Raw genomic sequence first — 25,240 nt, forward strand, 5'->3', positions numbered from 1 at the left:
CTCCGGGAAGGGGCACCTGAGGATTGAGGAGAAGGGCGATGAACGGCCGACTACAGATCGACGCGCTCCCCGCGTCGTGGCAGCAGGGCCCCGAGCCCGGCTGGTTCCGGGCGACCGCGGTGCCGGCGAAGGGTGCCACCTGGTCCCGGGTCCGGGCGTTCGAACCCCTCGACCGCAACCCGGACTACCTGCTCGATCGCGTCGGGGCCCGGCGCGAGGGACCGCTGGGCCGGCCGGCGGTCGCCAGCCTGCCGGCGTCCCTCGCCGACGGCATCGCCGTCGTCGCGTTCGAGCTCGAGTCCGATGACACCCTGACCGCCCGCATCGAACTCGTCCGCCGTGCCTGGGACCTCGACGTCGTCGTCTCCGCCCGCACACCCGAGATCGGGGCCACCGAGGCCCTGGTCTCGGCGATGGTCGAGCTTCTGGGAGCAGTCGTACCCTCGGGAGAGGCCGCATGAGCGCGTATTCGATCGTCCAGATCCCGGGCTGGGAGACCCTGTCGCTGCATCCGCGCGACCACAGTGCTCTTGAGCGGCGGCTCACGGAGCTGGCACACGGCGCGGTTCCCGCCGAGGTGCCGCGCGACACGGCGACGCCGTTCCGCAAGGAGGTCAGGAAGGAGCTCGCCCGGGTCGTCGCGCACGCTCAAGCCGCCGGTGCCGGTCTGATCGCCCTGCCGGTCGAGACGGTCGACGGCTCCGCCGTCCCGGCGTCCTACACCGTGTCGGAGTGGCGGGACCCGGACCCCGACGACGTCGCCCCGCTCGACGTCCTCAAGGCGATCGCCTCGGCGAGCGCGGCCCGTACCGAGATCGTCGAGGTGGACGGCCGGCCCGCGCTTCGCGAGGAGACGGTCGAATTGGCGGACCCCGAGGCCGAACCCCTGGCCACGCACGCCGGGCGCCGGGTGACCTACACCGTCTCGGCCCCGGACAGCCGGCATTTCTGGGTCATCTTCACCTTCATCACCCTCGGCGACGGCAATCCCGACGGTCCGCTCGCGCATCTGCTGACCGAGCTGTTCGACGCGCACCTGACGACGCTGCGGTGGAAGGTCCGCGCCTGAGACGGAGTCCCGTGCGGGCCGGCGGCCGAGGCGTTCGCGGCAGCCAGGGCTGGGCGGGGCCGCGGGCTGCCTCCCGCCCGGCCCGCCGTCCGTCAACGGGACCGGCACGGCGGCCACCGGCACCACCGGGGTGGGGGAACACCCACTGCCGGAACGGGGGTTGGCCGGATGGCGCAGCCGGGTCCGGCCGTCGGAGCATGGCGGTATGACGAAGGATCAGCCCCTGATACGGCGAGTTCCCCGGCGTCGCGCGCGGCGATGGGCCGTCGTCGCCTGCGCGGCGCTCGTGATCGGCACGACGGCCGCCGCTCCGCCGGCCGGCGCCGCCCCGGCCCCCGCGCCGCCCGCGCCCCCGGTCGCACCGAGCCTGCCGGCGCCCACCGGCCCGTACCGGGTCGGCGAGGTGCCGCTGCACCTGGTGGACCGTTCCCGGCCCGACCCCTGGGTGACCGGCAAGCCGTCCCGCGAACTGATGGTCAGCGTCTACTACCCGGCCACGCGGACGGCCGGCCACCCCGCCGCGCCCTACATGCTGCCCGGGGCCGCCGCGCACTTCGACGCCGTGACCGCCGACGGCTACCTCGGGCTCGGCGTGCCGCCCGGGCGCACCGACTGGGCGGCGACCGTCACGCACGCGGTCCAGGGCGCGCCCGTCGCCGCCCGGCGCGGGCGGCTGCCGGTGCTGATCTACTCGCCGGGGCTGGGCGAGCCGCGGACCTGGGACACCACGCTGGTTGAGGACCTCGCCTCCCGGGGCTACGTCGTGGTCACCGTCGACAACACCTACGAATCCCCGGAGGTCCAGTTCCCGGACGGTTCACTGGCCACGATGGTCACGCCGACCGACCCCGGCGCGTTCATCGACAAGGCCCTCGCGGTGCGGGTCGCCGACACCCGGTTCGTGCTGGACCAACTGGGCCTGCTGGACGCCGGCCACGATCCCGACGCGGACGGCACGCCGCTGCCGCCGGGGCTCGCCGGGGCGCTGGACCTGTCCGAGGTCGGCATGTTCGGCCACTCCATGGGCGGTACGGCCGCCGCCCTGGCCATGGACGCCGACCCGCGCATCCGGGCCGGGATCGACATGGACGGCAACCTGACCGAGTACGACGGCACGCTCATGCCGGTGGCCGAGCACGGGCTGAAGGACCCGTTCCTGTTGCTCGGCAAGGACGGCAGCACCGACACCGGCCCCGGCTGGCAGGCGTTCCGCGCCCACACGCCGGGCTGGACGCGCCAACTGACGCTGCGCGGCTCGGAGCACGCCTCGTTCACGGACGCCGAGGCGCTGGTCCCGCAGCTGGGCCTGCCGGCCGCCACCCGTACCGGGGACATCGGCACGATCGCCCCGGCCACGGCCGTCCGCACCACCGAGGCGTACGTGTCCGCCTACTTCGGCCACTGGCTGCTCGGCCGGCCGGGCCGTCTGCTGACCGGCCCGTCCGGCCGCTACCCCGCGATGGAGTTCGTCGACTGATCTCGGCAGGGTGACCGCAGCCTCCGGGGGCCGGGGCCGGGCGGGTTCCAGGACGCACGGCCTGTTGCACGAGGACGGACCGGCCCTCGTCGTGGATGGCCCCGCCGCCAACGCCCATGACGGCCGGTCCGTGCAGCCGAAGGTCGCCGGTCTCCACACGAGACACGACCCTCGCCGGGGTCGCCGCTCCACACCCCGGCGGCTGCGTGCCGCCCCGGTGGCCGCCGTCGGTGCGTCAGGCCCGTCCCCTCCTGGTCCAGTTGAGCGCCGCAGACACCCCGCGCCCCGCGCACCGCCGGGTTCGACGCCGGGACGGGCCCGGCCGACCCGAGCGTTCGTGCCGTGCCCTGCCGTGGCGTGCGGACCGCTCCGCCGCGGTCGACCGCGCGGTCGACCGCGTCCACGCCCGGCAGCTGCGGCGGGCCGTGCGCTGTCGCGCCGCACGCCTGCGCGGGCGGCGCCTCCTCGCCCCGCGTTCCCGGCCGGTTCGCCCGCAACGCCCCTGGCTGAACGCCTCGTTCGCGCCGGAGCGTGCGGCGGCGTCTCACGTCCATAAGTTACTGGTGAGTACAAGATTTCCTTTGCAAAGACTCCTGTGGACTCGTATGGTGAACCGCATGGAGCCGAACGAACCGCTGCCGCAAGTGAGCCTGGACGCGCGGAACCTGCGCGGGATCGCCCACCCGTTGCGGGTGCGCATCCTCGGGATTCTGCGGACCGAGGGGCCGGCGACCGCCTCGACGCTGTCGCGCCGCCTGGACCAGAACACCGGCGCGACCAGCTACCACCTGCGCCAGCTCGCCGAGCACGGCTTCATCACCGAGGTGCCGGACCGCGGTGTCCGCCGCGAGCGGTGGTGGCAGGCCGCCCACGCCAACACCGTGGTGCCCGACAGCGATCTGCTGGCCGACGGCGGGGGACTCGGCGCCGCGTTCCTCGGCTCGCTCGCCCAGGTCTGGGCGGACAACATGCTCCGCGCGGTCGCCGCCACCCCGGCCCTGACGCACGAGTGGCGCGACGCGCAGGACTTCGGCGACTACGCGTTCACCCTCACGCCCGAGGAGGCGAAGGACCTCATGGCGGAGTTCCACCGCGTACTCAAGCGCCGCACGGCCGCCGCGGCCGAGGCCGGGCCCACCGAGGGCGCGGCCCGCGTCTCCTTCCAGTTCCAGATGTTCCCCAGCCCCGAGGACCGGCAGCCCCGCACCGACGCGACCGAAACGGAGAAGTGATGTCCCATCAGATGCCCGCGGTGACAAGCACCGAGGCGACGGAGGTGCCCGGCAAGCGTTTCCTGGGCGCGCTGATCGGTCTGCTGTCGGCCAACGCGGCGGCTCTGTCGGCGAACCGCGTGCTGTCGATCGCGCTGCCGTGGTTCGTGCTCACCACCACCGGCAGCATCGGCAAGACGGGCCTGGTCGCGTTCTGCCAGATCCTGCCCTACGTCATCTCGCAGGCGCTGTCCGGACCGGTCATCGACCGCATCGGCCCGAAGAAGGTCAGCGTCTTCGGTGACCTGACCTCCATGACGGCGATGGCGATCGCACCGGTGCTCTACCTCACCGGGACGCTCTCTTTCGGGGTGCTGCTGATGCTCCTGGCCGTCGTCGGTATAGCGGACGGCCCGGCGAACGGCGCCAAGGGGCTCTTCGTACCGCCCGCCACCCGCGCCGCCCGGGTACCGCTGGAACGCGGCACCGGACTGTGCGGCGCGGTCGAGCGCACCGCCACGACGGTCGGCCCCGCGATCGCCGGCGTCATCGTCGCGTCCTTCGGCAGCGTCTACGCGCTGTGGGTCACCTCCGCGCTGTTCGGGGTCTCCGCCCTCATCGTCTCCACCACCCTCACCAACCCGGTCCCCGAGCCCGACGAACTCCCCGTCGACGACAGCGCCGGCTACCTCGTCCGGCTGCGCGAGGGCGCGGACTTCCTGCGCGGCGCCGGACTGCTGCGCGCCATCGTCGGGATGCTGGCCGCGACCAACCTGCTGGACCAGGCGTTCATGACGGTGCTGCTCCCGGTGTGGGCCAAGGAGTCCGGCAACGGCCCCGCGGTGATCGGGCTGGTGGTCAGCGTCTTCGCCGCGACCTCGATCGTCGCCGCCCTGGTGGCGGCCGGCCTGGCCGAGCGGCTGCCCCGGCGCACGGTCTACCTGGTCGGCATGCTCATCGGCGGCATCCCGCGCTTCGTCGCGATGGCCGCCGGCGTCCCGCTGTGGGGCGTGCTCGCGGTCCTGGCGATCGGCGGCCTCGGCTCCGGCTTCGTCAACCCGATCGTCGGCGCCGTGACGTACGAGCTGATCCCGACCGCGCTGCTCGGCCGCGTGAAGACCCTCGCCCAGGCGGTCACCTGGGCCGGAATCCCGTTCGGCGGCCTGGTCGGCGCGGGACTGGTGACCGTGGCCGGTGTGACCGGGGCCCTGTGGATCGTCGGCGGGCTCTACCTCGTCGCGATCGGCGTGCCGGGGATGAGCCGCCAGTGGGCCGGCATGCGCAAGGCACCCGCCACGGCGGCGCCGACGGCACCCACCGGGGAGCCGGCCGCGTCGACCGCGGGGGAGCGGGAGCCGGCCGCGACGGCCGCGCGGGAGGCTGACGCGGAGGCCGCCCGGCGGACCGCGGAATCCGCACCGGAGCTGGCCACCACCTGACCCACCGCCCCGCCCTGTGCGCCGCCGGCCGAACGTGCCGCCGGCGCACGAGGCGTCCCTCCGCCGGTCACTCCTCCGGTGCGGAAAGGTCTTCCGGCGCGGCGGCGTCCTCCGGGGTGGCTTCCTGCGGTGCGGAAAGGTTTTCCGGAGCGACGGCACCCTCCGGAGCGGCACCTCCGGTGCGGAAACGCCCCGGCGCGGCTGCACCCCCGGAGCCTGACCGCCCCCGGTGCGGGAACGCTCCCGGAGCGATGGCTCCCCCCGGCGCGGAAACGCCCCCCGGAGCCGCACCGCCCCCCCGGAGCCGCACCGCCCCCCCCGGAGCGGCTGTCCCCGGAGCCGCACCACCCCCGGAGGGACCCCCCTCCGGGTACATGCGGCCACCGCCCCCCGGGGTGAAAGTGACCAGTTATCTGCCCACACCGCCTCTGCCAGCATCGAAATCGGCTGATGGTCAACGGCTCACCCCGAGCCGGCCGATGACGAGGATCTGGTGGACGCATGACGACGAATCCCCTTGCGGCTCCCGCGACAGGTACGGCGGCCGTGCGCGACGATCTGTCTCCGGCGGAGATCCGTATCGCGGCGATCTGGCAGGAGCTTCTCGGCGCCGACCGGATCGACGGTGACAGCGAATTCTTCGTACTCGGCGGAAACGACACCCTCGCCGGGGAAATGGCGCGGCGCGTCGCGGACGAATTCGGCACCGAAGTCCACCTCTCCTCGATTTCCCGGCCGATGACCGTCAGCGCGATCTCCGGTTACCTCGAACAGCAGGCGTTCGAGCGGGCCCGGCTGCTGTTCGAGGCGAGCCTGGGGTCCGTCGGCGACGCCACCGCGGGGTGGCAGGTGCCCGAGGAGCCGGCCATGGCCGCGGCGGCCGCCGGGGACGGCCCGCTGCCGCTGTCGTTCGCCCAGCAACGCCTGTGGTTCCTCGACCAGTTGGACCCCGGCCGGGCCGAGTACCTGATCCCGATCGGGCTGCGGGTGCGCGGCCCGCTGGACGTCGGCGCGCTGGAGACGGCGCTGACCGCGGTGGTGGCCCGGCACGACTCGTTGCGCACCCGGTTCACCGCCGACGACGACGGCCACCCCCGGCAGACGGTCGACGCGCCGCGGCCGCTGCCGCTCGCCGTGCGCGATCTGCGCCACCTCGCCGACCCGGACGCCCGGGAGGAGTCCGCCCGGCACATCATCGACACCGACGCGTTCCAGCCGGTCGACCTGGCCACCGGACCGTTGATCCGCGCCTTCCTCATCCGGCTGACGGACGACGAGGCCATCCTCGCGGTCACCGTGCACCACATCGTCTTCGACGGCTGGTCCGCCGGTGTCCTCGCCCGGGAGGTCTCCGCGCTGTACACCGCCGCCCGCACCGCGGCCGGCGGCGACCCGCTGCCCGAACTGCCCCTTCAGTACGCCGACTTCGCGGTCTGGCAGCGCGACTGGCTGACCGGGGAGGTGCTGGCGGAGCAGTTGGCCTACTGGTCGCAGCGGCTCACCGGCCTGGAACCGCTGGAGCTGCCGACCGACCACCGCCGGCCCGCCCGGCGCAGCGGCAGCGGTGACTCCTTCGTCTTCACCATCCCGGCCGCCCTCGCCGACCGGGCCCGCGGCACGGCCACCGCGCACGGCGCGAGCCTGTTCATGACGCTGCTGTCGGTCTTCCAGCTGCTGCTGTCGAAGTACAGCGGCCAGCAGGACATCGCGGTGGGCACCCCGATCGCCGGGCGCAACCGCGTCGAGATCGAGGACATGATCGGCTTCTTCGTCAACACCCTGGTCATGCGCACCGACCTGTCCGGCGACCCGACGTTCACCGAACTGCTGGAGCGGGCCAAGGACACCGCGCTGGGCGCCTACGACCACCAGGACCTGCCGTTCGAACGCCTGGTGGAGGAACTCGCCCCCGAGCGCGACCTGTCGCGCAACCCCCTCGTGCAGACCATGTTCGTCGTGCAGAACATGCCCGACGCCGACGGCTGGGACCTGCCCGGCCTGACCGTCGAACCGGTCACCGTCCAGGCGCAGGACGCCAAGTTCGACTTCACCTTCTACGTCACCGAAGCGGCCGACCGGTCCTTCGAGGGCATGATCGTCTACAGCACCGACCTGTTCGAACGGGCCACCATGGAGCGGCTGGCCGGCCACTTCCAGACCCTGCTGGACGCCGTCACCACCGACCCGGCGGCCCGGCTGTCGGCGGCCGGCATGCTCACCCCCGCGGAACGGCGCCAGATCCTGGTCGACTGGAACGGCGCCACCACCGACGGGCCCGACGACGTCACCGTGCACCAGCTGTTCCAGGAGCAGGCCGCGCTGCGCCCGGACGCCCCCGCGGTCAGCTGCGGCGCCGGCGCCCTCAGCTACCGGGAGCTGAACGAGCGGGCCAACCGGCTCGCCCACCACCTGCGCTCGCGCGGCGTCGGCCGCGACAGCCTGGTCGGCGTCTGCCTCGACCGCGGCACCGACATGATCTGCGCCCTGCTCGGCATCCTCAAGGCCGGCGCCGCCTACCTGCCCCTCGACCCCGACTACCCGACCGACCGCCTCACCTACATGGTCGAGGACAGCGCCACCCCGCTGGTCATCACCCAGAGCGCCCACGTCCACCGGCTGCCCGCCGCCACCCCGCGCCTGCTGCTCGACCAGGAGGGGCCGGCCGCCCTCGCCGCGCAGCCCGTCACCGACCCGCCCGCCGCCACCGCGGACTCGCTGGCCTACACGATCTACACCAGCGGTTCCACCGGAAAGCCCAAGGGCGTCCAGATCGAGCACGGCGCGCTGCGGGCCCGGATGCGCGAGACCCGCCGGCAGCTCGACCTGACCCCCGACGACCGCGTCCTGCAGTTCGCCTCGATCGCCTTCGACTCCTCCGTGGGCCAGATGTTCGCCGCCCTGACCTGCGGTGCCTGCCTGGTCCTGCGCGACGACCGGTGGGCCCCCGACACCCTGGCCGCCTCCCTGCGCGACGCCGCGGTGACCGTCGCCTGGCTCACGCCGTCCGCCTTCGCCGCGCTGACCGCCCAACTGGACGGCCCCGACGCGCTGGGACCGCGACTGCGCCTGGTCCGGCTCGGCGGTGAGGCACTCCAGCACGAGCAGGTCAGACAGTGGTTCGCCCACTCCCGCGTCCCGCTGGTCAACGGCTACGGCCCCACCGAGGCGGCCCAGGAGGCCACCACCGCCCGCATCGAGGGCACGCCGGACTTCGTCCCGGTCGGCCGGCCGGTCGCCAACGCCCGGGTCTTCGTCGTCGACCGGCACGGCCGGCCGGTGCCGGTGGGCATCCCGGGCGAGATCTGGATCAGCTGCCCGGGCCTGGCGCGCGGCTACCTCAACCAGCCGCAGCTGACCGCCGAGAAGTTCGCCCACCGCGACGTGGACGGCACCCTGCGGCGCGTCTACCGCACCGGTGACCTGGTCAAATGGCGCTCCGACGGCCAGTTGGAGTTCGTCGGCCGGGCCGACAACCAGATCAAGCTGCGCGGCTACCGCATCGAACTGGGCGAGATCGAGGCCACCCTGCTGGCCCACGACGCCCTCGCCTCCGCCACCGTCATCGTGCGGGAGGACACCCCCGGCGACCGGCGGCTGGTCGCCTACACCGTCGCCGCGCACGGCACCGCCCCGACGGCGGGCGAACTGCGCGCCCACCTGCGCCGGGACCTGCCCGACCACATGATCCCGGCCGCGTTCGTCGCCCTGGACCGGCTGCCGCTCACCCCGAACGGCAAGACCGACCGCCGCGCCCTGCCGGCCCCCGACAACCTGCGCCCCGACCTGGAGTCCGCCTACACCGCGCCGCGCACCCCGGCCGAGGAGGCGGTCACCGCCATCTGGTCCGACATCCTCGGCGTGGCAGCCATCGGCGTCGACGACAACTTCTTCGAACTCGGCGGCCACTCGCTGCTCGCCACCCAGGTCACCAGCCGCATCCGCAAGGCCCTCGGCGTGGACCTGCCGGTGCGCACCCTGTTCACCGCGCCCACCCCCGCCCGGCTCGCCGCCGCCGTCAGCGCCACCGGCGTCTCGGACGCCGCCCGGCTCGCCCCGGCCGCCCGCGACGGCGGCCCGCTGCCGCTGTCGTTCGCCCAGCAACGGCTGTGGTTCCTCGACCAGTTGGAGCCCGGCCGCGCCGAATACCTCGTCCCCGTCGCGCTGCGGGTCACCGGACCGCTCGACACCGCCGCCCTCGACGCCGCGCTCACCGCGCTCGTCGCCCGGCACGAGGTGCTGCGCACCCGGTTCACCGCCGGCCACGACGGCGAGCCCGCCCAGCTCGTCGACGCCCCGGCACCCGTCACCGCCGTCCGGCACGACCTGAGCCACCTGCACCCCGACGCCCGGCAGGCCGCCGCCCGCGACTTCGTGGACGCCGACATCCGCCGGCCGGTCGACCTGGCCGCCGGCCCCGTGCTGCGGGCCGCCCTCCTGCGGCTGGACGATGACGACCACGTCCTGACCGTCACCGTCCACCACATCGCCTACGACGGCTGGTCCGCCGGCATCCTCTCCCGTGAGCTGGCCGCGCTCTACACCGCGGCGGCCACCGGCGCCGGCACCGCCGACGCCCTGCCCGCCCTGCCCGTGCAGTACGCCGACTACGCGGTCTGGCAGCGCGACTGGCTCAGCGGCGAGGTGCTGGACGCCCAGCTGGGCTACTGGCGCGAACGGCTCGACCGGCTGGAACCGCTGGAGCTGCCCACCGACCACCGGCGCCCCGCCGAACGCAGCGGCCACGGCGAGATCGTCCACTTCACCGTCCCGGTGGACGTCACCGCGGGTCTGAAGGCCGCCGCGGCGGGTCAGGGCGCCAGCTTGTTCATGGCGTTGCTGTCGGTCTTCCAGTTGCTGCTGTCGAAGTACAGCGGGCAGCAGGACATCGCGGTGGGCACCCCGATCGCCGGACGCAACCGCGCGGAGATCGAGGAGCTGGTCGGCTTCTTCGTCAACACGCTGGTCATGCGCACCGACCTGTCCGGCGATCCGACGTTCACCGAGCTGCTGGAGCGGGTCAAGGAGACCGCGCTGGGCGCCTACGACCACCAGGACCTGCCGTTCGAACGGCTGGTGGAGGAACTCGCCCCCGAACGCGACCTGTCGCGCAACCCGCTGTTCCAGACCCTGTTCATCCTGCAGAACGTGCCGGACCTCAACACCTGGCGGCTGCCCGGCCTGATTGTCGAGCCGGTCACCACCGCCCGGCACGACGCCAAGTTCGACCTCGGCATGTACCTGGTGGAGGAGAGCGACGGCACGCTGGGCGGCGCCATCGTCTACACCACCGACCTGTTCGAGGACGCCACCGTACGGGCGCTGGCCGGCCACTTCCAGAACCTGCTCGCCGCCGTCACCGCCCGCCCGCAGGCCGCCCTGTCCGAACTGAGCCCGCTCGCCCCCGCCGAACGGCACCGCATCCTCGTGCGGTGGAACGACACCGCCGCCAGCCGCCCCGACACCGCCACCCTGCACAGCCTGTTCGAGGAGCAGGCCCGGCGCACCCCCGACGCCCCCGCGCTGAGCTGCGGGCCCGACACCTGGACCTACCGGCAGTTGGACGAGCGGGCCAACCAGCTCGCCCACCACCTGCGCGACCTGGGCGTCGGCCCGGACGTCCCGGTCGGGGTGTGCCTCGAACGCGGCCCCGAGATGGTCCGCGCCCTGCTCGGCGTCCTCAAGGCCGGCGGCGCCTACGTCCCGCTCGACCCGGAGCACCCCGCCGACCGGCTCGGCTACCTCGTCCAGGACAGCGCGACACCGCTGATCGTCACCCATTCCGGTCACCTGGACCGGCTGCCGCCCGGCACGACCCGGCTGGCCCTGGACCGCGACGCCGCCGCCCTCGCCGGCCGGCCCACCACCGCCCCGGCCCCCACCGCCGGCCCCGGCGACCTGTGCTACCTCATCTACACCTCCGGCTCCACCGGCCGGCCCAAGGGCGTGCGGATCGAACACCGCGGCGTCGTCAACTACCTGTCCGGCATGCAGGACGAGTTCCCGCTCAAGGCCGGCGAGGGCTTCCTCCAGGCCACACCGCTGTCCTTCGACGTGTCCGCCTACGAGATCTTCTGGCCGCTGTGGCGCGGCGCCAACGTCGTGCTGGTCCCCGGCGCCGACCGCCTCGACATGGCGTCCGTCAGCCGGCTCATGCGCGACCACCACGTGGTCGGTCTGCACTTCGTGCCCAGCCTGCTGGACCTGTTCGTCGCCGAGGCCCGCCCCGAGGACTGCGCCGACCTGCGGTACGCCTTCTGCAGCGGCGAACCCCTCCAGGCCGCCCTGGTCCAACGGTTCCTCGACCGCCTGCCCGGTGACCTGGTCAACCTCTACGGCGCCACCGAGGTCTCGGTGGACACCACGTTCTGGCGGGCCCGCCGCGACGACCCGGCCGGCCGGGTGCTGGCCGGCCGCCCGATGTCCAACCAGACCGTCTACGTGCTCGACCCGGCCGGCGCGCCGGTACCGGCCGGTGTCCTGGGCGAGGTTTACCTCGGCGGCGCCAGCGTGGGCCGCGGCTACCACAACCGCCCAGAACTGACCGCCGAACGCTTCCTTCCCGACCCGTTCGCCGGTGGCGAGGCCCGGATGTACCGCACCGGCGACCTGGCCCGGTTCACCGCGGACGGCGACCTGGACCTGCTCGGCCGGGTCGACCGCCAAGTGAAGCTGCGCGGCGTGCGCATCGAACTGGGCGAGATCGAGGCCGCGCTGCTGGACCACCCCGACGTCGGCACCTGCGCGGTGGTCGTCCGCGAGGACACCCCCGGCGACAAGCGGCTGGCCGCCTACTGCACCGCCGCACCCGGCCGCGTCCTGGACCCGGCGGCGCTGCGGGTCTGGACCGGTGAACGCCTGCCGCGCGCGATGACGCCGTCGGTGTTCACGGTGCTCGACGCGCTTCCGCTGAACTCCAACGGCAAGGTCGACCACAAGGCGCTGCCCGTCCCCGACGGCGACGGGGTGGACGGCGGCGGGGAGTACACCGCCCCGCGCGACGAGATCGAGACGCTGCTCGCCGAGATCATGGCGGACGTCCTCGGCGTCGAGCGGGTCGGCGTCCACGACGGATTCTTCGCCCTCGGCGGCCATTCCCTGCTCGCCACCCGGCTGGTCAACCGGATCGAATCCGCGACCGGTGTGCGGGTGAGCCTGCGCACGTTGTTCCTCCAGCCCTCGGTCGTCGGTATCAAGGGCCAGCTCATCGAATTGCTCGCATCCGAAGAACTGCCCTCCTAGGCGATGTCCGCCGACCGGCGCCGCTCCTGATTCCCGCAGCGGCGCCGGTCGGCGGAAACGGCCCGGAAAACCTCCCTCCGCGACCGCGTGGATAGACGTGGATAGATAGGAAGCAAAGAAGATGATGGGCGAGAAGTCGATCGAAGCGCGTCTCCTGTCCCGTATGCGGCAGCGGGCGGACTCCGGCCGCATTCCGCGCCGGGACACCGACGGCCCGGTGCCGCTGTCCTTCGCGCAGCAACGCCTGTGGTTCCTCGACCAGCTGGAGCCGGGCGGCGCCGAATACCTGCTGCCGTTCGGCATGCACGTCACCGGCCCGCTGGACGTCCCCGCGCTGGAGAGCGCCCTGAGCGGCCTGGTGGCCCGGCACGAGGTGCTGCGCACGCGCTTCGAGGCGGCCGCGGACGGCCAGCCGGCGCAGATCGTCGGCGAACCGTGGCAGGTCACCGCCACCGTCCACGACCTGCGCGGCCCGGCCGGCGCCGGCGACCGGCAGGAGGAGGCCCGGCAGATCCTGCGCGCCGCGGGCAGCCGCCCGTTCGACCTGGCGGCCGGGCGCCTGCTGCGCGCCGACGTGGTCCGCACCGCGGACGACGAGCAGTACCTGCTGGTCACCGTGCACCACATCGTCGCGGACGGCTGGTCGGAAGGCGTCCTGGCCGGTGAGCTGCGTGACCGCTACGCCGCCGCCCTCGGCCAGCGGCAGGCGGAGTTCCCCGAACTGCCCGTGCAGTACGCGGACTTCGCCGTCTGGCAGCGGGGCTGGCTCACCGGCGAGCGGCTGGAGGGGCAACTGGACTACTGGCGTGAGCGGTTGACCGGTGTCGAGCCGCTGGAGCTGCCGACCGACCACCTGCGCCCGGCCGTTGTCGGCAGCGGGGGCGCGACCCACACCTTCACCGTCCCGGCGGACGTCACCGCGGGTCTGAAGGCCGCCGCGGCGGACCGGGGCGCCAGCTTGTTCATGGTGCTGCTGTCGGTCTTCCAGCTGCTGCTGTCGAAGTACAGCGGACAGCAGGACATCGCGGTGGGCACCCCGATCGCCGGCCGTAACCGCGCGGAGATCGAGGAGCTGGTCGGCTTCTTCGTCAACACCCTGGTCATGCGCACCGACCTGTCCGGCGACCCGGCGTTCACCGAGCTGCTGGAGCGGGTCAAGGAAACCGCGCTGGGCGCCTACGACCACCAGGACCTGCCGTTCGAACGGATCGTGGAGGAACTCGCCCCCGAACGCGACCTGTCGCGCAACCCGCTCTTCCAGACCCTGCTCGTCCTCCAGGCGCCGCAGGAGGCCGCCGCGGACGGCGCCGCCGGAGCCTGGGAGTTCACCGGCACCCGGGTGCATCCGGCCGAGGTCAAGCGGGGCTTCGCGAAGTTCGACCTGACCGTCAACGTCACCGAGACCCCTGACGGCCTCAGCGCCGCGCTGGAGTACCGCACCGACCTGTTCGAACCGGCCACCGCCGAACGCCTGGCCGGCCACTTCCGCACGCTGCTCGCCGCCGTCGCCGCCACCCCCGGCGCCCGGCTGTCGGAACTCGACATGCTCACCCCCGCCGAGCGGACCCGCCTGCTGACCGACTGGAACGACACCTCCACCGGGCCGGAAACAGCCACCACCGTCCACCGGCTCGTGGCGGAAGCGGCCGAACGGCACCCCGAGCTCGTCGCGGTCGCCACCGCGACCGGCGGCGTCACCTACCACGCCCTCGACGAGCGCGCCAACCAACTCGCCCACCACCTGCGTTCCCTCGGCATCGGCCCCGGCCGGCTGGTCGCCGTCTGCCTCGACCGGTCGCCCGACATGATCGCCGCCCTGCTCGGCGTGCTGAAGGCCGGCGCCGCCTACGTCCCGCTCGACCCCGGCTACCCCGCCGACCGCCTCGCGTACATGGTCGAGGACAGCGCCGCGCCCCTGGTCATCACCGAGACCGCCCACGCCCACCGGCTCCCCGCCGCCACCCCCCGGCTGCTGGCCGACACCCAGTGGCCGGCCGACCGGCCCGCCACCGAACCGGATCCGGCCGGCACCCCCGAGGACCTCGCCTACGTCATCTACACCTCCGGCTCCACCGGCCGCCCCAAGGGCGTGCAGATCCGGCACCACAGCCTCGTCAACCTGATGCGCTGGACCGCCGGGACCTTCGGCATCACCGCCGGCAGCCGCGTCGCCCTGCTGGCCGGCGTCGGCTTCGACGCCGCCGCCTGGGAGCTGTGGCCCGCCCTCGCCGCCGCGGCCACCTGCTGCGTCACCACCGAGGCGGTCCGCCTCAGCCCCGCGCTCCTCCAGCAGTGGCTGACCGACCAGGCCGTCCGCGGCACGTTCCTGCCCACCCCCATGCTCGAAGCGCTCGCCGCCCTGCCCTGGGACGCCCCGACCGCCCTGGAGTACGTGCTGACCGGCGGCGACCTGCTGCGCCTGCCCGCCGACGTCCGGCTGCCGTTCCGCGTCGTCAACAACTACGGCCCCACCGAGTCGACCGTCGTGGCCACCTCCACCGACGTCGTCCCCGGCGAGCCCATCCCGCCGATCGGCCGCCCGATCCGCAACACCGAGGTCTACGTCGTCGACCGCTACGACAAGCCGGTCCCGGTCGGCGTCCCCGGCGAACTGCTCGTCGGCGGCACCGGACTGGCCCTGGGCTACCTCAACCAGCCCGAGCTGACCGCCCGGAAGTTCACCACCCTGCGGCTGGCCGGCGCCACCCGCCGCGTCTACCGCACCGGCGACCTGGCCAGATGGCTCCCCGACGGCCGGCTGGAGTTCGCCGGCCGCATCGACGACCAGGTCAAGCTGCGCGGCTACCGCATCGAACCGGGCGAGATCGAGGCCACCCTCCTCACCCACGACGGCCTCGCCGCCGCCACCGTCACCATCCGCGACGACGGCCCCGGCGGCCGCTACCTCGCCGCCTACACCGTCCCGGCCGGCGGCACCGCACCCACCGCCTCCGACCTGCGCGCCCACCTGCGGCTGCGGCTGCCCGACCACATGGTCCCGACCACGTTCACCACCCTGGACGCGCTGCCGCTGACCCCCAACGGCAAGGTCGACCGCAAGGCGCTGCCCGCCCCCGACGCCCGGCAGCGGCCCGACACCGCCCACACCCCGCCGCGCACCGCGATGGAGCGGGCCGTCACCGCCATCTGGACCGACATCCTCGGCATCGACGGCATCGGCGTGCACGACGACTTCTTCGAACTCGGCGGCCACTCGCTGCTCGCCACCCAGGTCACCTCCCGCATCCGCGCCGACCTGGGCACCGACGTGCCGGTGCGTACCGTCTTCACCGCCAGCACCCCGGCCCGGCTCGCCGCCGCCGTCGAGAGCATGGGCACCGCCGGGCGCGAGCCGATCACCCCGGCCCCCCGCGACGGCGGCCCGCTGCCGCTGTCGTTCGCCCAGCAGCGGCTGTGGTTCCTCGACCAGCTGGAGCCGGGCAGCGCCAAGTACTCCGTCCCCATCGGCCTGCGGGTCCGCGGACGGCTCGACACCGGCGCGCTGGGCACGGCGCTGACCGCACTGGCGGAACGGCACGAGATCCTGCGCACCCGGTTCGCCGCCGACGACGACGGGCGCCCGGCCCAGATCGTCGACGCCCCGCGGCCGCTGACCGCGAGCGTGCACGACCTGCGCGGCGTCGCGGACCCCGCCGCCCGCGAGGAGCGCGCCCGCGGCATCGTCCGCGCCCAGGCCGCCCTGCCCTTCGACCTGACGGCCGGACCGCTGCTGCGCGCGGACGTCGTACGGCTCGCCGACGACGACCAGTACCTGCTGCTGACCGTCCACCACATCGTCGCGGACGGCTGGTCGGAGGGCATCCTCGCCCGCGAGCTGCGGGAGTTCTACACCGCGGCGGCGACCGGTACCGACACCGGCGACCGGCCCGGACTCCCGGTGCAGTACGCCGACTTCGCCGTCTGGCAGCGCGACCGGCTGACCGGCGAGGTGCTGGACGGGCAGCTGGACTACTGGCGCGAACACCTCGCCCACCTCGAACCGCTGGAGCTGCCCACCGACCACCGGCGGCCCGCCGAACCCAGCGGTGCCGGCGACACCGTCCGGTTCACCATCCCGGCCGACGTCGCCGAGCGGGCCAAGCGCCTGTCGGGCGAGCGGGGCGCCAGCTTGTTCATGACCCTGCTGTCCACCTTCCAGCTGCTGCTGTCGAAGTACAGCGGCCAGCAGGACATCGCGGTCGGCACCCCGATCGCCGGCCGCAACCGCGCCGAGATCGAGGGCCTGATCGGCTTCTTCGTCAACACCCTGGTGCTGCGCACCGACCTGGCCGGCGACCCGGCGTTCACCGAGCTGCTGGACCGGGTCAAGGACACCGCGCTCGGCGGCTACGACCACCAGGACCTGCCGTTCGAACGCCTGGTGGACGAGCTCGCCCCGACGCGCGACCTGTCGCGCAACCCGCTCTTCCAGACCATGCTCGTGCTGCAGAACGCCCCCGAGGACGACACCTGGACCCTGCCGGGCCTGACGGTCGAACCGGTCGGCGTGGAGGGCCAGCAGGTCAAGTTCGACCTCCAGCTGACCCTCGCGGAGACCGCCGCCGGCCTGGAGGCCGCGCTCGAATACCGCACCGACCTGTTCGAACCGGCCACCGCCGAACGCCTGGCCGGCCACTTCCGGACCCTGCTGTCCGCCGTCACCGCCGACCCCGGCGCCCCGCTGTCCACGTTCGACATGCTGACGGGGACGGAGCGCCAGCAGCTGGTGGTGGAGGTGAACGCCACCTCGGGTCCGTATCCGGACACCGCGACGATTCACGGGTTGATCGAGGAGCGGGTGCGGCGTTGTCCTGATGCGGTGGCGGTGTCGTTCGGTGGGGTGTCGTTGTCGTATCGGGAGGTGAATGAGCGGGCGAATGCTTTGGCGTGGCATTTGCGGGAGCGTGGTGTGGTGCCGGATCAGTTGGTGGCGGTGTGTTTGGATCGTGGTCCGGAGTTGGTGTGTGCGTTGTTGGGGATTTTGAAGGCGGGGGCGGCGTTCGTGCCGTTGGATCCGGATTATCCGACGGATCGGATCACGTTCATGGTGGAGGATACGGCGACGCCGTTGGTGGTGACGCAGTCGGGTCACAGTGGTCGGTTGCCGGTGGGTGTGCCGCAGTTGTTGGTGGATGTGGAGTGGCCGTCGGGTGGGGTGGGTGATCCGGTGGCGGTGGCGGGTCCGGATGATCTGGCGTATGTGATTTATACGTCGGGGTCGACGGGTCGGCCGAAGGGTGTGCAGTTGGATCATCGGGGTGTGGTGAATTATCTGGATTGGTGTGACCGCAATTATCCGCCGGTGGCGGATAATGGTGTGGGGACGTTGTTGTATTCGTCGGTGACGTTCGATCTGACGATTACGGCGTTGTTCTTGCCGTTGATTCAGGGTCAGCGGATCGTGGTGCCGGTTCCGGGTCCGGATCGTTCGGCGTTCGATGCGGCGATCGAGCTGGTGTTGTCGGGGATGGAGATCGGTTTCCTGAAGGCGACGCCGTCGCACCTGGAGGTGCTGACCGCGCATCTGGAGGCGGCGGGCGCACGGCACGCGATCGCCACGGTGGTGGCCGGTGGTGAGGATCTGTCGCCGACGCTGGCGGACCGGGTCTTCCGCTCCAGCAGCCGTACCACGGTCATCTCCAACGAGTACGGCGCCACCGAGGGCTCCGTCGCCAACGTGATGAGCCTGACCACGACGGTCGACTCCAGCCGGGAGACCACCTCCGTCGGCGTCCCCATCACCAACACCACGGCCTACGTCGTCGACCGCTACGACCAGCCCGTGCCGATCGGCGTGCCGGGCGAGTGCCTGCTCGGCGGGATCTGCGTGGCCCGCGGCTACCTCAACCGCCCGGAGCTGACCGGCACCCGCTTCGTGCCCGACCCGTTCTCCACCGAACCCGGCGCCCGGGTCTACCGCACCGGCGACCTGGTGCGCTGGCGTACCGACGGGCAGATGGAGTTCATCGGCCGCATCGACAACCAGGTCAAACTGCGCGGCTACCGCATCGAACTCGGCGAGATCGACAACACCCTGCTCACCCACCCCGGCGTCAGCGCGGCGGCCGTCGTCGTCCGCGAGGACGCCCCGGGCGAGAAGCGCCTGGTCGCCTACCTCGTCCCGGCCGGCAACGCCGCCCCGACCGAGGGGGACCTGCGCGCCCACCTGCTCCAGGGCCTGCCCGACTACATGGTCCCGGCCGTCTACGTCACGCTGGACCAGCTGCCGCTGACCCCCAACGGCAAGGTCGACCGCAAGGCGCTGCCCGCCCCGGACGGCCACCGCCCCGACATCGGCTCGGCCTACGCCGCCCCGCGCGACGCGGTCGAGCAGGCCCTCGCCGAGGTGTGGAGCGAGGTCCTGGGGATCGACACCGTCGGCATCCACGACAACTTCTTCGAGCTCGGCGGTGACTCGATCATCAGCATCCAGATGATCGCCCGCGCCAAGAAGTCCGGTGTCCACCTCACCCCCCGGATGATCTTCAAGCACCAGACCATCGCGGAGATCGCCCTCCAGGCCGGCAACGGCTGCGCGGTGGACGCGGAACAGGGCAAGGTCACCGGCGACGTGCCGCTGACCCCCATCCAGCACTGGTTCTTCGAAAAGGACCTGCCGGACAGCCACCACTTCAACCAGGCCGAACTGCTGGCCGCCGACGGACTCGACCCGCAGGCGCTGCGGCTCGCGCTGGGCGACCTGACCGAACACCACGACGCCCTGCGGCTGCGGTACACCAACGGCGCCGACGGCTGGAGCCAGCACCTCGACGACAGCGCCGGCAGCCACCTGCTCGACGTGCACGACCTGTCGGACCTGACCGACGAGGCCGTGTGGCCGGCGGTGCGCGGCATCGGCGACGAGGTCCAGCGCAGCCTCGACCCGCACAAGGGACCGGTGCTGCGGTGCGCGCTGATGGACCTGGGCCCGGCCCGGGGACAGCGGCTGCTGATCGCCGTCCACCACCTCACCGTCGACAGCGTCTCGTGGCGCATCCTGCTGGAGGACCTCGGCAGCGCCTACGAACAGCGCGCCGCCGGCACCGTGCCGCGGCTGCCCGCCAAGACCACCTCGTTCAAGGCGTGGGCCGAACACCTGGCCCGCTACGCCGGATCGGCCGAGGCACGCGCGGAGGCCGGCTACTGGAGCGAACCCCAGCCGGTCGGCCGGCTGCCGCGCGACCGGGACGGCGTCAACGCGGTGAACACCGCCGCGAGCGTCAGCGCCGCACTGACCGTACGCGAGACCGGCGCGCTGCTGCGCGACATCCCCCGGGCCTTCAACACCCGCATCAACGATGCCCTGCTCACCGCGCTGGCCGGCGCGCTCAGCACCTGGACCGGGCGGAACGACACGCTCATCGGCCTGGAGGGCCACGGCCGCGAAGACCTCTTCCCGGACGTCGACCTGTCCCGCACGGTGGGCTGGTTCACCAGCGTCTTCCCGGTCGCGCTGCGGCTCGACCCGGCCGCCGGCCCGGCCGCCGCGCTGACCGCCGTCAGGGACCAGCTCGACCGGGTCCCGAACAAGGGCGTCGGCTACGGCATCCTGCGCTACCTCGGCGCGCCGGACACCGCCGCACCCCTGGGCGCCCAGCCCACCCCCGAGGTCAACTTCAACTACCTGGGCCAGTTCACCGAGCAACTGCCCGGGATCGGCAGGTACGCCGCCCCCGGCGAGCCCAGGGGCGACTCCATCAGTCCCGACGGCATGCGCTGGAGCGTCCTGGACGTCACCGCCGCCGTCGAGGGCGACACGTTCACCGTGCACTTCGGCTACTCGCGGGCGCTGCACGAGCGCCGCACCGTCGAGCGCCTCGCCGACGACATGGTGGCCCGCCTGCGCGGCCTGATCTCCGAAAGCTCCCGCTCCGCCGACGCCGGCCGGTCCAGCGAAGGCACCCCCCTCACCGGTGTCAGTGACACCGACATGGCCGCGATCCTGAAGAGGTTCTCCGCATGAGCGCTCACAACGTCGAGGATGTCTACGGACTCTCGCCCCTGCAGTTCGGCATGCTCTTCCACTCGCTGGAGGACACCTCCGACACCCGCCCGTACACGGTGCAGATCACCGAGGAGATCACCGGGCCGTTCGACGAGGGATGCCTGCGGGACGCGTGGCAGCGGCTCATCGACCGGCACACCATCCTGCGCAGCGCCTTCGTGTGGGAGGGGGTCTCCGAGCCGGTCCAGGTCGTGCAGCGCACCGCCGAACTGCCCTTCACCGCCCGTGACCTGCGCGGCCTGCCGCAGGAGGTCCAGGACGAGCGGGTCAAGCAGTTCCTGGCGGAGGACTGGGAGCGCGGGTTCGACCTGTCGCGGGCGCCGCTGGTACGCATCGGCGTGCTGCGCACGGCGGAGGAACGCCGGCTGCTGGTGTGGTCGTTCCACCACATCCTGCTGGACGGCTGGAGCATCCAGTTCCTCCAGAAGGAACTGTTCGAGATCTACCGCGGCCTGCTGGAGAACACCCCGGTCACCCTGCCGCCGGCCGTCCCGTACCGCCGGTACATCGAGTGGCTCAGCACCCAGCGGCCCGCCGACTCCAAGGCGTTCTGGACCCGTTACCTCGACGGGGTGACCGAGCCGACCGACCTGCACGTGGACCGCGACACCGGTGCGACCGGCATCGGCGAGCTGGAGATCTTCTCCGACCCGGCGCTCTTCACCCGGGCCCGCGAGTACGCCCGCGCCCAGCGCATCACCATGAACACCCTCGTGCAGGGCGTCTGGTCGGTCCTGCTGTCGCGCTACAGCGGCCGCGAGGACGTGCTGTTCGGCTCGACCAACTCGGGCCGCTCGATCGCCATGCCGCAGATCGAGTCGATGGTGGGGCTGTTCATCAACACCCTCCCGGTGCGCGGGCGGGTCGACGGCGCCGCGCGGACGGCCGACTGGCTGCGCGAACTGCAGGACGAGCAGCTGGACATGCGGCAGTGGGAGTACTGCCACCTGGTCGACGTGCGCGAGTACAGCCGCATCCCGCGCGGCGAGCAGCTGTTCCGGTCGATCCTGGTCTTCGAGAACTACCCGGTGATCGGCAAGGAGTCCGACCTGCCGCAGGGCATGGACCGCCGGCTGGTCAACTGCGTGGAGCGCACCGGCTTCCCGCTGACCCTGGTGGCCACCGCCCGGCACGTCTTCGAGTTCAAGTTCGTCTACGACCGGGCGCTGTTCGACGACGACGTCATCGAGCGGATGGCCGGCCACGTCGAGACGCTGCTGGCCTCCGTCGTCGACCACCCCGACGCCCTGCTGTCGGAACTGGAGATGCTGACGGGGGCGGAGCGGGAGCAGGTGGTGGTGGAGTGGAACGCGACGTCGGGTCCGTATCCGGACACGGCGACGATTCACGGGTTGATCGAGGAGCGGGTGCGGCGTTGTCCTGATGCGGTGGCGGTGTCGTTCGGTGGTGTGTCGTTGTCGTATCGGGAGGTGAATGAGCGGGCGAATGCTTTGGCGTGGCATTTGCGGGAGCGTGGTGTGGTGCCGGATCAGTTGGTGGCGGTGTGTTTGGATCGTGGTCCGGAGTTGGTGTGTGCGTTGTTGGGGATTTTGAAGGCGGGGGCGGCGTTCGTGCCGTTGGATCCGGATTATCCGACGGATCGGATCACGTTCATGGTGGAGGATACGGCGACGCCGTTGGTGGTGACGCAGTCGGGTCACAGTGGTCGGTTGCCGGTGGGTGTGCCGCAGTTGTTGGTGGATGTGGAGTGGCCGGCGGGTGGGGTGGGTGATCCGGTGGCGGTGGCGGGTCCGGATGATCTGGCGTATGTGATTTATACGTCGGGGTCGACGGGTCGGCCGAAGGGTGTGCAGTTGGATCATCGGGGTGTGGTGAATTATCTGGATTGGTGTGACCGCAATTATCCGCCGGTGGCGGATAATGGTGTGGGGACGTTGTTGTATTCGTCGGTGACGTTCGATCTGACGATTACGGCGTTGTTCTTGCCGTTGATTCAGGGTCAGCGGATCGTGGTGCCGGTTCCGGGTCCGGATCGTTCGGCGTTCGATGCGGCGATCGAGCTGGTGTTGTCGGGGATGGAGATCGGTTTTCTGAAGGCGACGCCGTCGCACCTGGAGGTGCTGACCGCGCATCTGGAGGCGGCGGGCGCACGGCACGCGATCGCCACGGTGGTGGCCGGTGGTGAGGATCTGTCGCCGACGCTGGCGGACCGGGTCTTCCGCTCCAGCAGCCGTACCACGGTCATCTCCAACGAGTACGGCGCCACCGAGGGCTCGGTCGCCAACGTGATGAGCCTGACCACCGCCATCGACACCACCTCCCCGGCGAGCCCGGTGGGCGTGCCGATCACCAACACCACGGCCTACGTCGTCGACCGCTACGACCGGCCGGTGCCGATCGGGGTGCCGGGGGAGTGCCTGCTGGGCGGGATCTGCGTGGCCCGCGGCTACCTCAACCGCCCGGAGCTGACCGACACCCGCTTCGTGCCCGACCCGTTCTCCGCCGAACCCGGCGCGCGGGTCTACCGCACCGGTGACCTGGTGCGCTGGCGGGCCGACGGGCAGATGGAGTTCATCGGCCGCATCGACGACCAGGTCAAGCTGCGCGGCTACCGCATCGAACTGGGCGAGATCGAGAACAACCTCATCACGCACCCGCGGGTCGCCGCCGCCACCGTCACCGTCCACACCGACGCCACCGGCGACAAGCGGCTGGTCGCCTACCTGGTAGCCGCCGGCGGTGCCACCGCCCCGACGGCCGGCGACCTGCGCACCCACCTGCTGCAGGGCCTGCCGGAGTACATGGTCCCCACGGTGTACGTGCCGCTGGACCAGCTGCCGCTGACCCCCAACGGCAAGGTCGACCGCAAGGCGCTGCCGGCCCCCGACAGCCAGCGCCCGGACCTCGAGGCCGACTTCGCCGCGCCGCGCACCGCGGCGGAGAGCGCGATCGCCGCCATCTGGAGCGACGTGCTGGGCATCGACACCATCGGCGTCCACGACAACTTCTTCGACCTGGGCGGGCAGTCCATCAAGGCGGTCCGGGTCGCCTCCCGGGTCAGCGAGGCCGGCTGGACCGTCAGCGTGCAGCAGGTCATGCGGTACACCACCGTCGCTGCCCTCGCGGCGGCCGTCGCCGGCCCGGCCCCGGCACCGTCCGGCCTCGTCGTGCGCCTGACGGAACGGGAGGAGGCGCCGGACCTGCCGGGGCTGTTCTGCATCCACCCCGGCGGCGGCAGCACGCACTCCTACCGGCAGCTGGCCGCCCGGCTCGCCGACTCGTTCGAGGTCTACGGCGTGCAGGCGTCCGGACTCAACGCCGGCGAGGCGCCCATCCTCGGCGTCGCGGCGATGGCCGCCCGGTACTGGCAGGAGATCCGCTCGGTCCAGCCGCAGGGACCGGTGCTGCTGCTGGGCTGGTCCACCGGCGCGGTGCTGGCGCAGGAGATGTGCGCGCAGCAGCCGGACGCGGTCAGCGCCGCGTACCTGCTGGAGCCGGCCGTCACCGGGCCCGACCGCCAGGAGTGGTTCCTCGGGCACGCCGAGGTCTACCGGCAGGCCGAGGCGCTGTGGCGCAGGGGCCAGGACGAGACCGGGACGGCCCGGGAGGAGACCGCGCGCGAGCTGCGGGCGATGGCGCCGCGGCTGAACATCGACGCGGAGTCGGTGACCTTGGAGGAGTGGCTGCCCTACGCGGTCATGGAGGCCGAGGTCGACTCGCTGGCCGGCCACCGGGCCCGGCCGTCCTTCGCCCCGACCACGCTCTTCGTCAGCGACACGGTCCGGCTGGCCGGCCCGGAGGGCAACGAGGACGAGGTGCCCCACGAGCAGTACACCGCCTACTGGCAGCAGCTCCACCTGGGCGGCCTGGACATCGTCGACCTGCCGGGCCGTCACCTGCGGATGGTCAAGGACGACGAGCAACTGGAGATCCTGGTCCGCGCGGTCGAGCAGCACGCGGTGGCGACGCGGTAGGCCCGCCCTGGCGCACGGCACCCTCGTGCACGGCACCCTCGCGTGACCCCGCCCGCCTCCGACCGCCCACCCCAAGCCCTCCGCCCGCCGAAACGCTCGCGTCACCCGTTCGGCGGTACCGCCTCGCACCCCCGCCCCGCCCGTACCCTCCGGGCGGATCAGGCGCACCGCACCGCCGGAGCCGGGGGCGGCGGTGCGGTGGCCCGGGGTGGCCCGCGCGCCGGCCGGGGCGCGGCGGCCTAGCCTGCGGTCCAGGGGGCGACCGCGGCTGGCGCGGCGACGGGTACCGAGGCCGGGAGGTCACGTATGGGGTCCGACGCGCCGTCCCCGGGCGATCCGGAACCGCAGCGGCTCGCCGAGCACTGGCACCGGGCGGCGGAGCGGCACCTCACCGCCACCACGAGGTCCCTGCTGGTCACCTGGATCTCCTTCGGGCTGACCTTCGGCACCGCCCGGCTGATCACGCACGGCATCCGCGGCGGCTGGCTTCCGTGGGGGAACGTCTCCGCCGGCGGCCGCCACCTGCACCACTACAACTTCGGCATCGCCGCCCTGACCGGGGTCGGCCTGGTGGCGGTGCGCGGCGACCGGCAGGCGGTGGGCCATCCCGCGGTGGCCGCCGCCTACGGCAGCGGGCTGGCCCTGATCGCGGACGAACTCGCCCTGCTGCTCGACCTGGAGGACGTCTACTGGGCCCAGCAGGGCCGGGTCAGCGTCGAGGTCTCCCTCGGTATCCTGTCCGGCCTGGGCACGTACCTGACGGCGGCGCCGTTCTGGCGCGAGATCGCCCGCACCACCCGTCAGCACCTGGCCCGGCGCCCGCACGCGTGAGGGCCCGCACGACAGCGCTCCGCCGACCGGGACC

The 25,240-nt window shown here is 72.6% G+C and carries 9 protein-coding genes; all 9 read left to right on the plus strand.

Annotation, left to right across the window (positions count from 1 at the left end; genetic code table 11):
- The first annotated feature begins 38 nt into the window (after nucleotides 1-38).
- The 9 genes from POF43_RS05670 to POF43_RS05710 all read left to right on the plus strand — a co-directional run bounded on the left by POF43_RS05670 (nucleotide 39) and on the right by POF43_RS05710 (nucleotide 25,206).
- Nucleotides 39-461, plus strand: a complete 423-nt coding sequence (locus tag POF43_RS05670) for a hypothetical protein (protein ID WP_271314665.1) — start codon at nucleotides 39-41, stop codon at nucleotides 459-461.
- Complete coding sequence (locus POF43_RS05675; protein ID WP_271322627.1) at nucleotides 458-1,069, plus strand: hypothetical protein; 612 nt, start codon at nucleotides 458-460, stop codon at nucleotides 1,067-1,069. The genes POF43_RS05670 and POF43_RS05675 overlap by 4 nt, the downstream gene beginning before the upstream one ends.
- A gap of 205 nt (nucleotides 1,070-1,274) precedes the next feature.
- A complete protein-coding gene (locus POF43_RS05680; RefSeq protein ID WP_271322626.1) occupies nucleotides 1,275-2,546 on the plus strand; it encodes an alpha/beta hydrolase family protein in 1,272 nt (423 codons plus the stop codon).
- A 617-nt stretch (nucleotides 2,547-3,163) separates the two neighbouring features.
- On the plus strand, nucleotides 3,164-3,778 hold the full coding sequence (locus POF43_RS05685; RefSeq protein ID WP_271317613.1) for an ArsR/SmtB family transcription factor: 615 nt from the start codon (nucleotides 3,164-3,166) through the stop codon (nucleotides 3,776-3,778).
- Nucleotides 3,778-5,196, plus strand: coding sequence for an MFS transporter (locus POF43_RS05690; protein WP_271322625.1), 1,419 nt, complete (start codon nucleotides 3,778-3,780; stop codon nucleotides 5,194-5,196). Before POF43_RS05685 ends, POF43_RS05690 begins: the two co-directional genes overlap by 1 nt.
- A 546-nt stretch (nucleotides 5,197-5,742) precedes the next feature.
- Complete coding sequence (locus POF43_RS05695) at nucleotides 5,743-12,435, plus strand: non-ribosomal peptide synthetase (RefSeq protein ID WP_282704439.1); 6,693 nt, start codon at nucleotides 5,743-5,745, stop codon at nucleotides 12,433-12,435.
- Nucleotides 12,436-12,556: 121 nt separating this feature from the next.
- Nucleotides 12,557-20,398: a non-ribosomal peptide synthetase gene (locus tag POF43_RS05700; RefSeq protein ID WP_282704440.1), complete on the plus strand. Its 7,842-nt coding sequence runs from the start codon at nucleotides 12,557-12,559 to the stop codon at nucleotides 20,396-20,398.
- Nucleotides 20,395-24,375 (plus strand): non-ribosomal peptide synthetase, encoded by a 3,981-nt coding sequence (locus POF43_RS05705; protein ID WP_282704441.1) that lies wholly within the window; start codon nucleotides 20,395-20,397, stop codon nucleotides 24,373-24,375. The genes POF43_RS05700 and POF43_RS05705 overlap by 4 nt, the downstream gene beginning before the upstream one ends.
- Nucleotides 24,376-24,681: 306 nt before the next feature.
- A complete protein-coding gene (locus POF43_RS05710; protein WP_271318893.1) occupies nucleotides 24,682-25,206 on the plus strand; it encodes a hypothetical protein in 525 nt (174 codons plus the stop codon).
- The last annotated feature ends 34 nt before the right edge of the window (nucleotides 25,207-25,240 follow it).

Source organism: Streptantibioticus silvisoli (assembly GCF_027947535.2).
GTDB classification, from domain to species: domain Bacteria; phylum Actinomycetota; class Actinomycetes; order Streptomycetales; family Streptomycetaceae; genus Streptantibioticus_C; species Streptantibioticus_C silvisoli.

Excerpts from the sequence above, each read along its gene's own strand:
- POF43_RS05670 (WP_271314665.1), top strand. The coding sequence starts at position 39 with ATGAACGGCCGACTACAGATCGACGCGCTCCCCGCGTCGTGGCAGCAG.
- POF43_RS05675 (WP_271322627.1), top strand. The coding sequence starts at position 458 with ATGAGCGCGTATTCGATCGTCCAGATCCCGGGCTGGGAGACCCTGTCG.
- POF43_RS05680 (WP_271322626.1), top strand. The coding sequence starts at position 1,275 with ATGACGAAGGATCAGCCCCTGATACGGCGAGTTCCCCGGCGTCGCGCG.
- POF43_RS05685 (WP_271317613.1), top strand. The coding sequence starts at position 3,164 with ATGGAGCCGAACGAACCGCTGCCGCAAGTGAGCCTGGACGCGCGGAAC.
- POF43_RS05690 (WP_271322625.1), top strand. The coding sequence starts at position 3,778 with ATGTCCCATCAGATGCCCGCGGTGACAAGCACCGAGGCGACGGAGGTG.
- POF43_RS05700 (WP_282704440.1), top strand. The coding sequence starts at position 12,557 with ATGATGGGCGAGAAGTCGATCGAAGCGCGTCTCCTGTCCCGTATGCGG.
- POF43_RS05705 (WP_282704441.1), top strand. The coding sequence starts at position 20,395 with ATGAGCGCTCACAACGTCGAGGATGTCTACGGACTCTCGCCCCTGCAG.
- POF43_RS05710 (WP_271318893.1), top strand. The coding sequence starts at position 24,682 with ATGGGGTCCGACGCGCCGTCCCCGGGCGATCCGGAACCGCAGCGGCTC.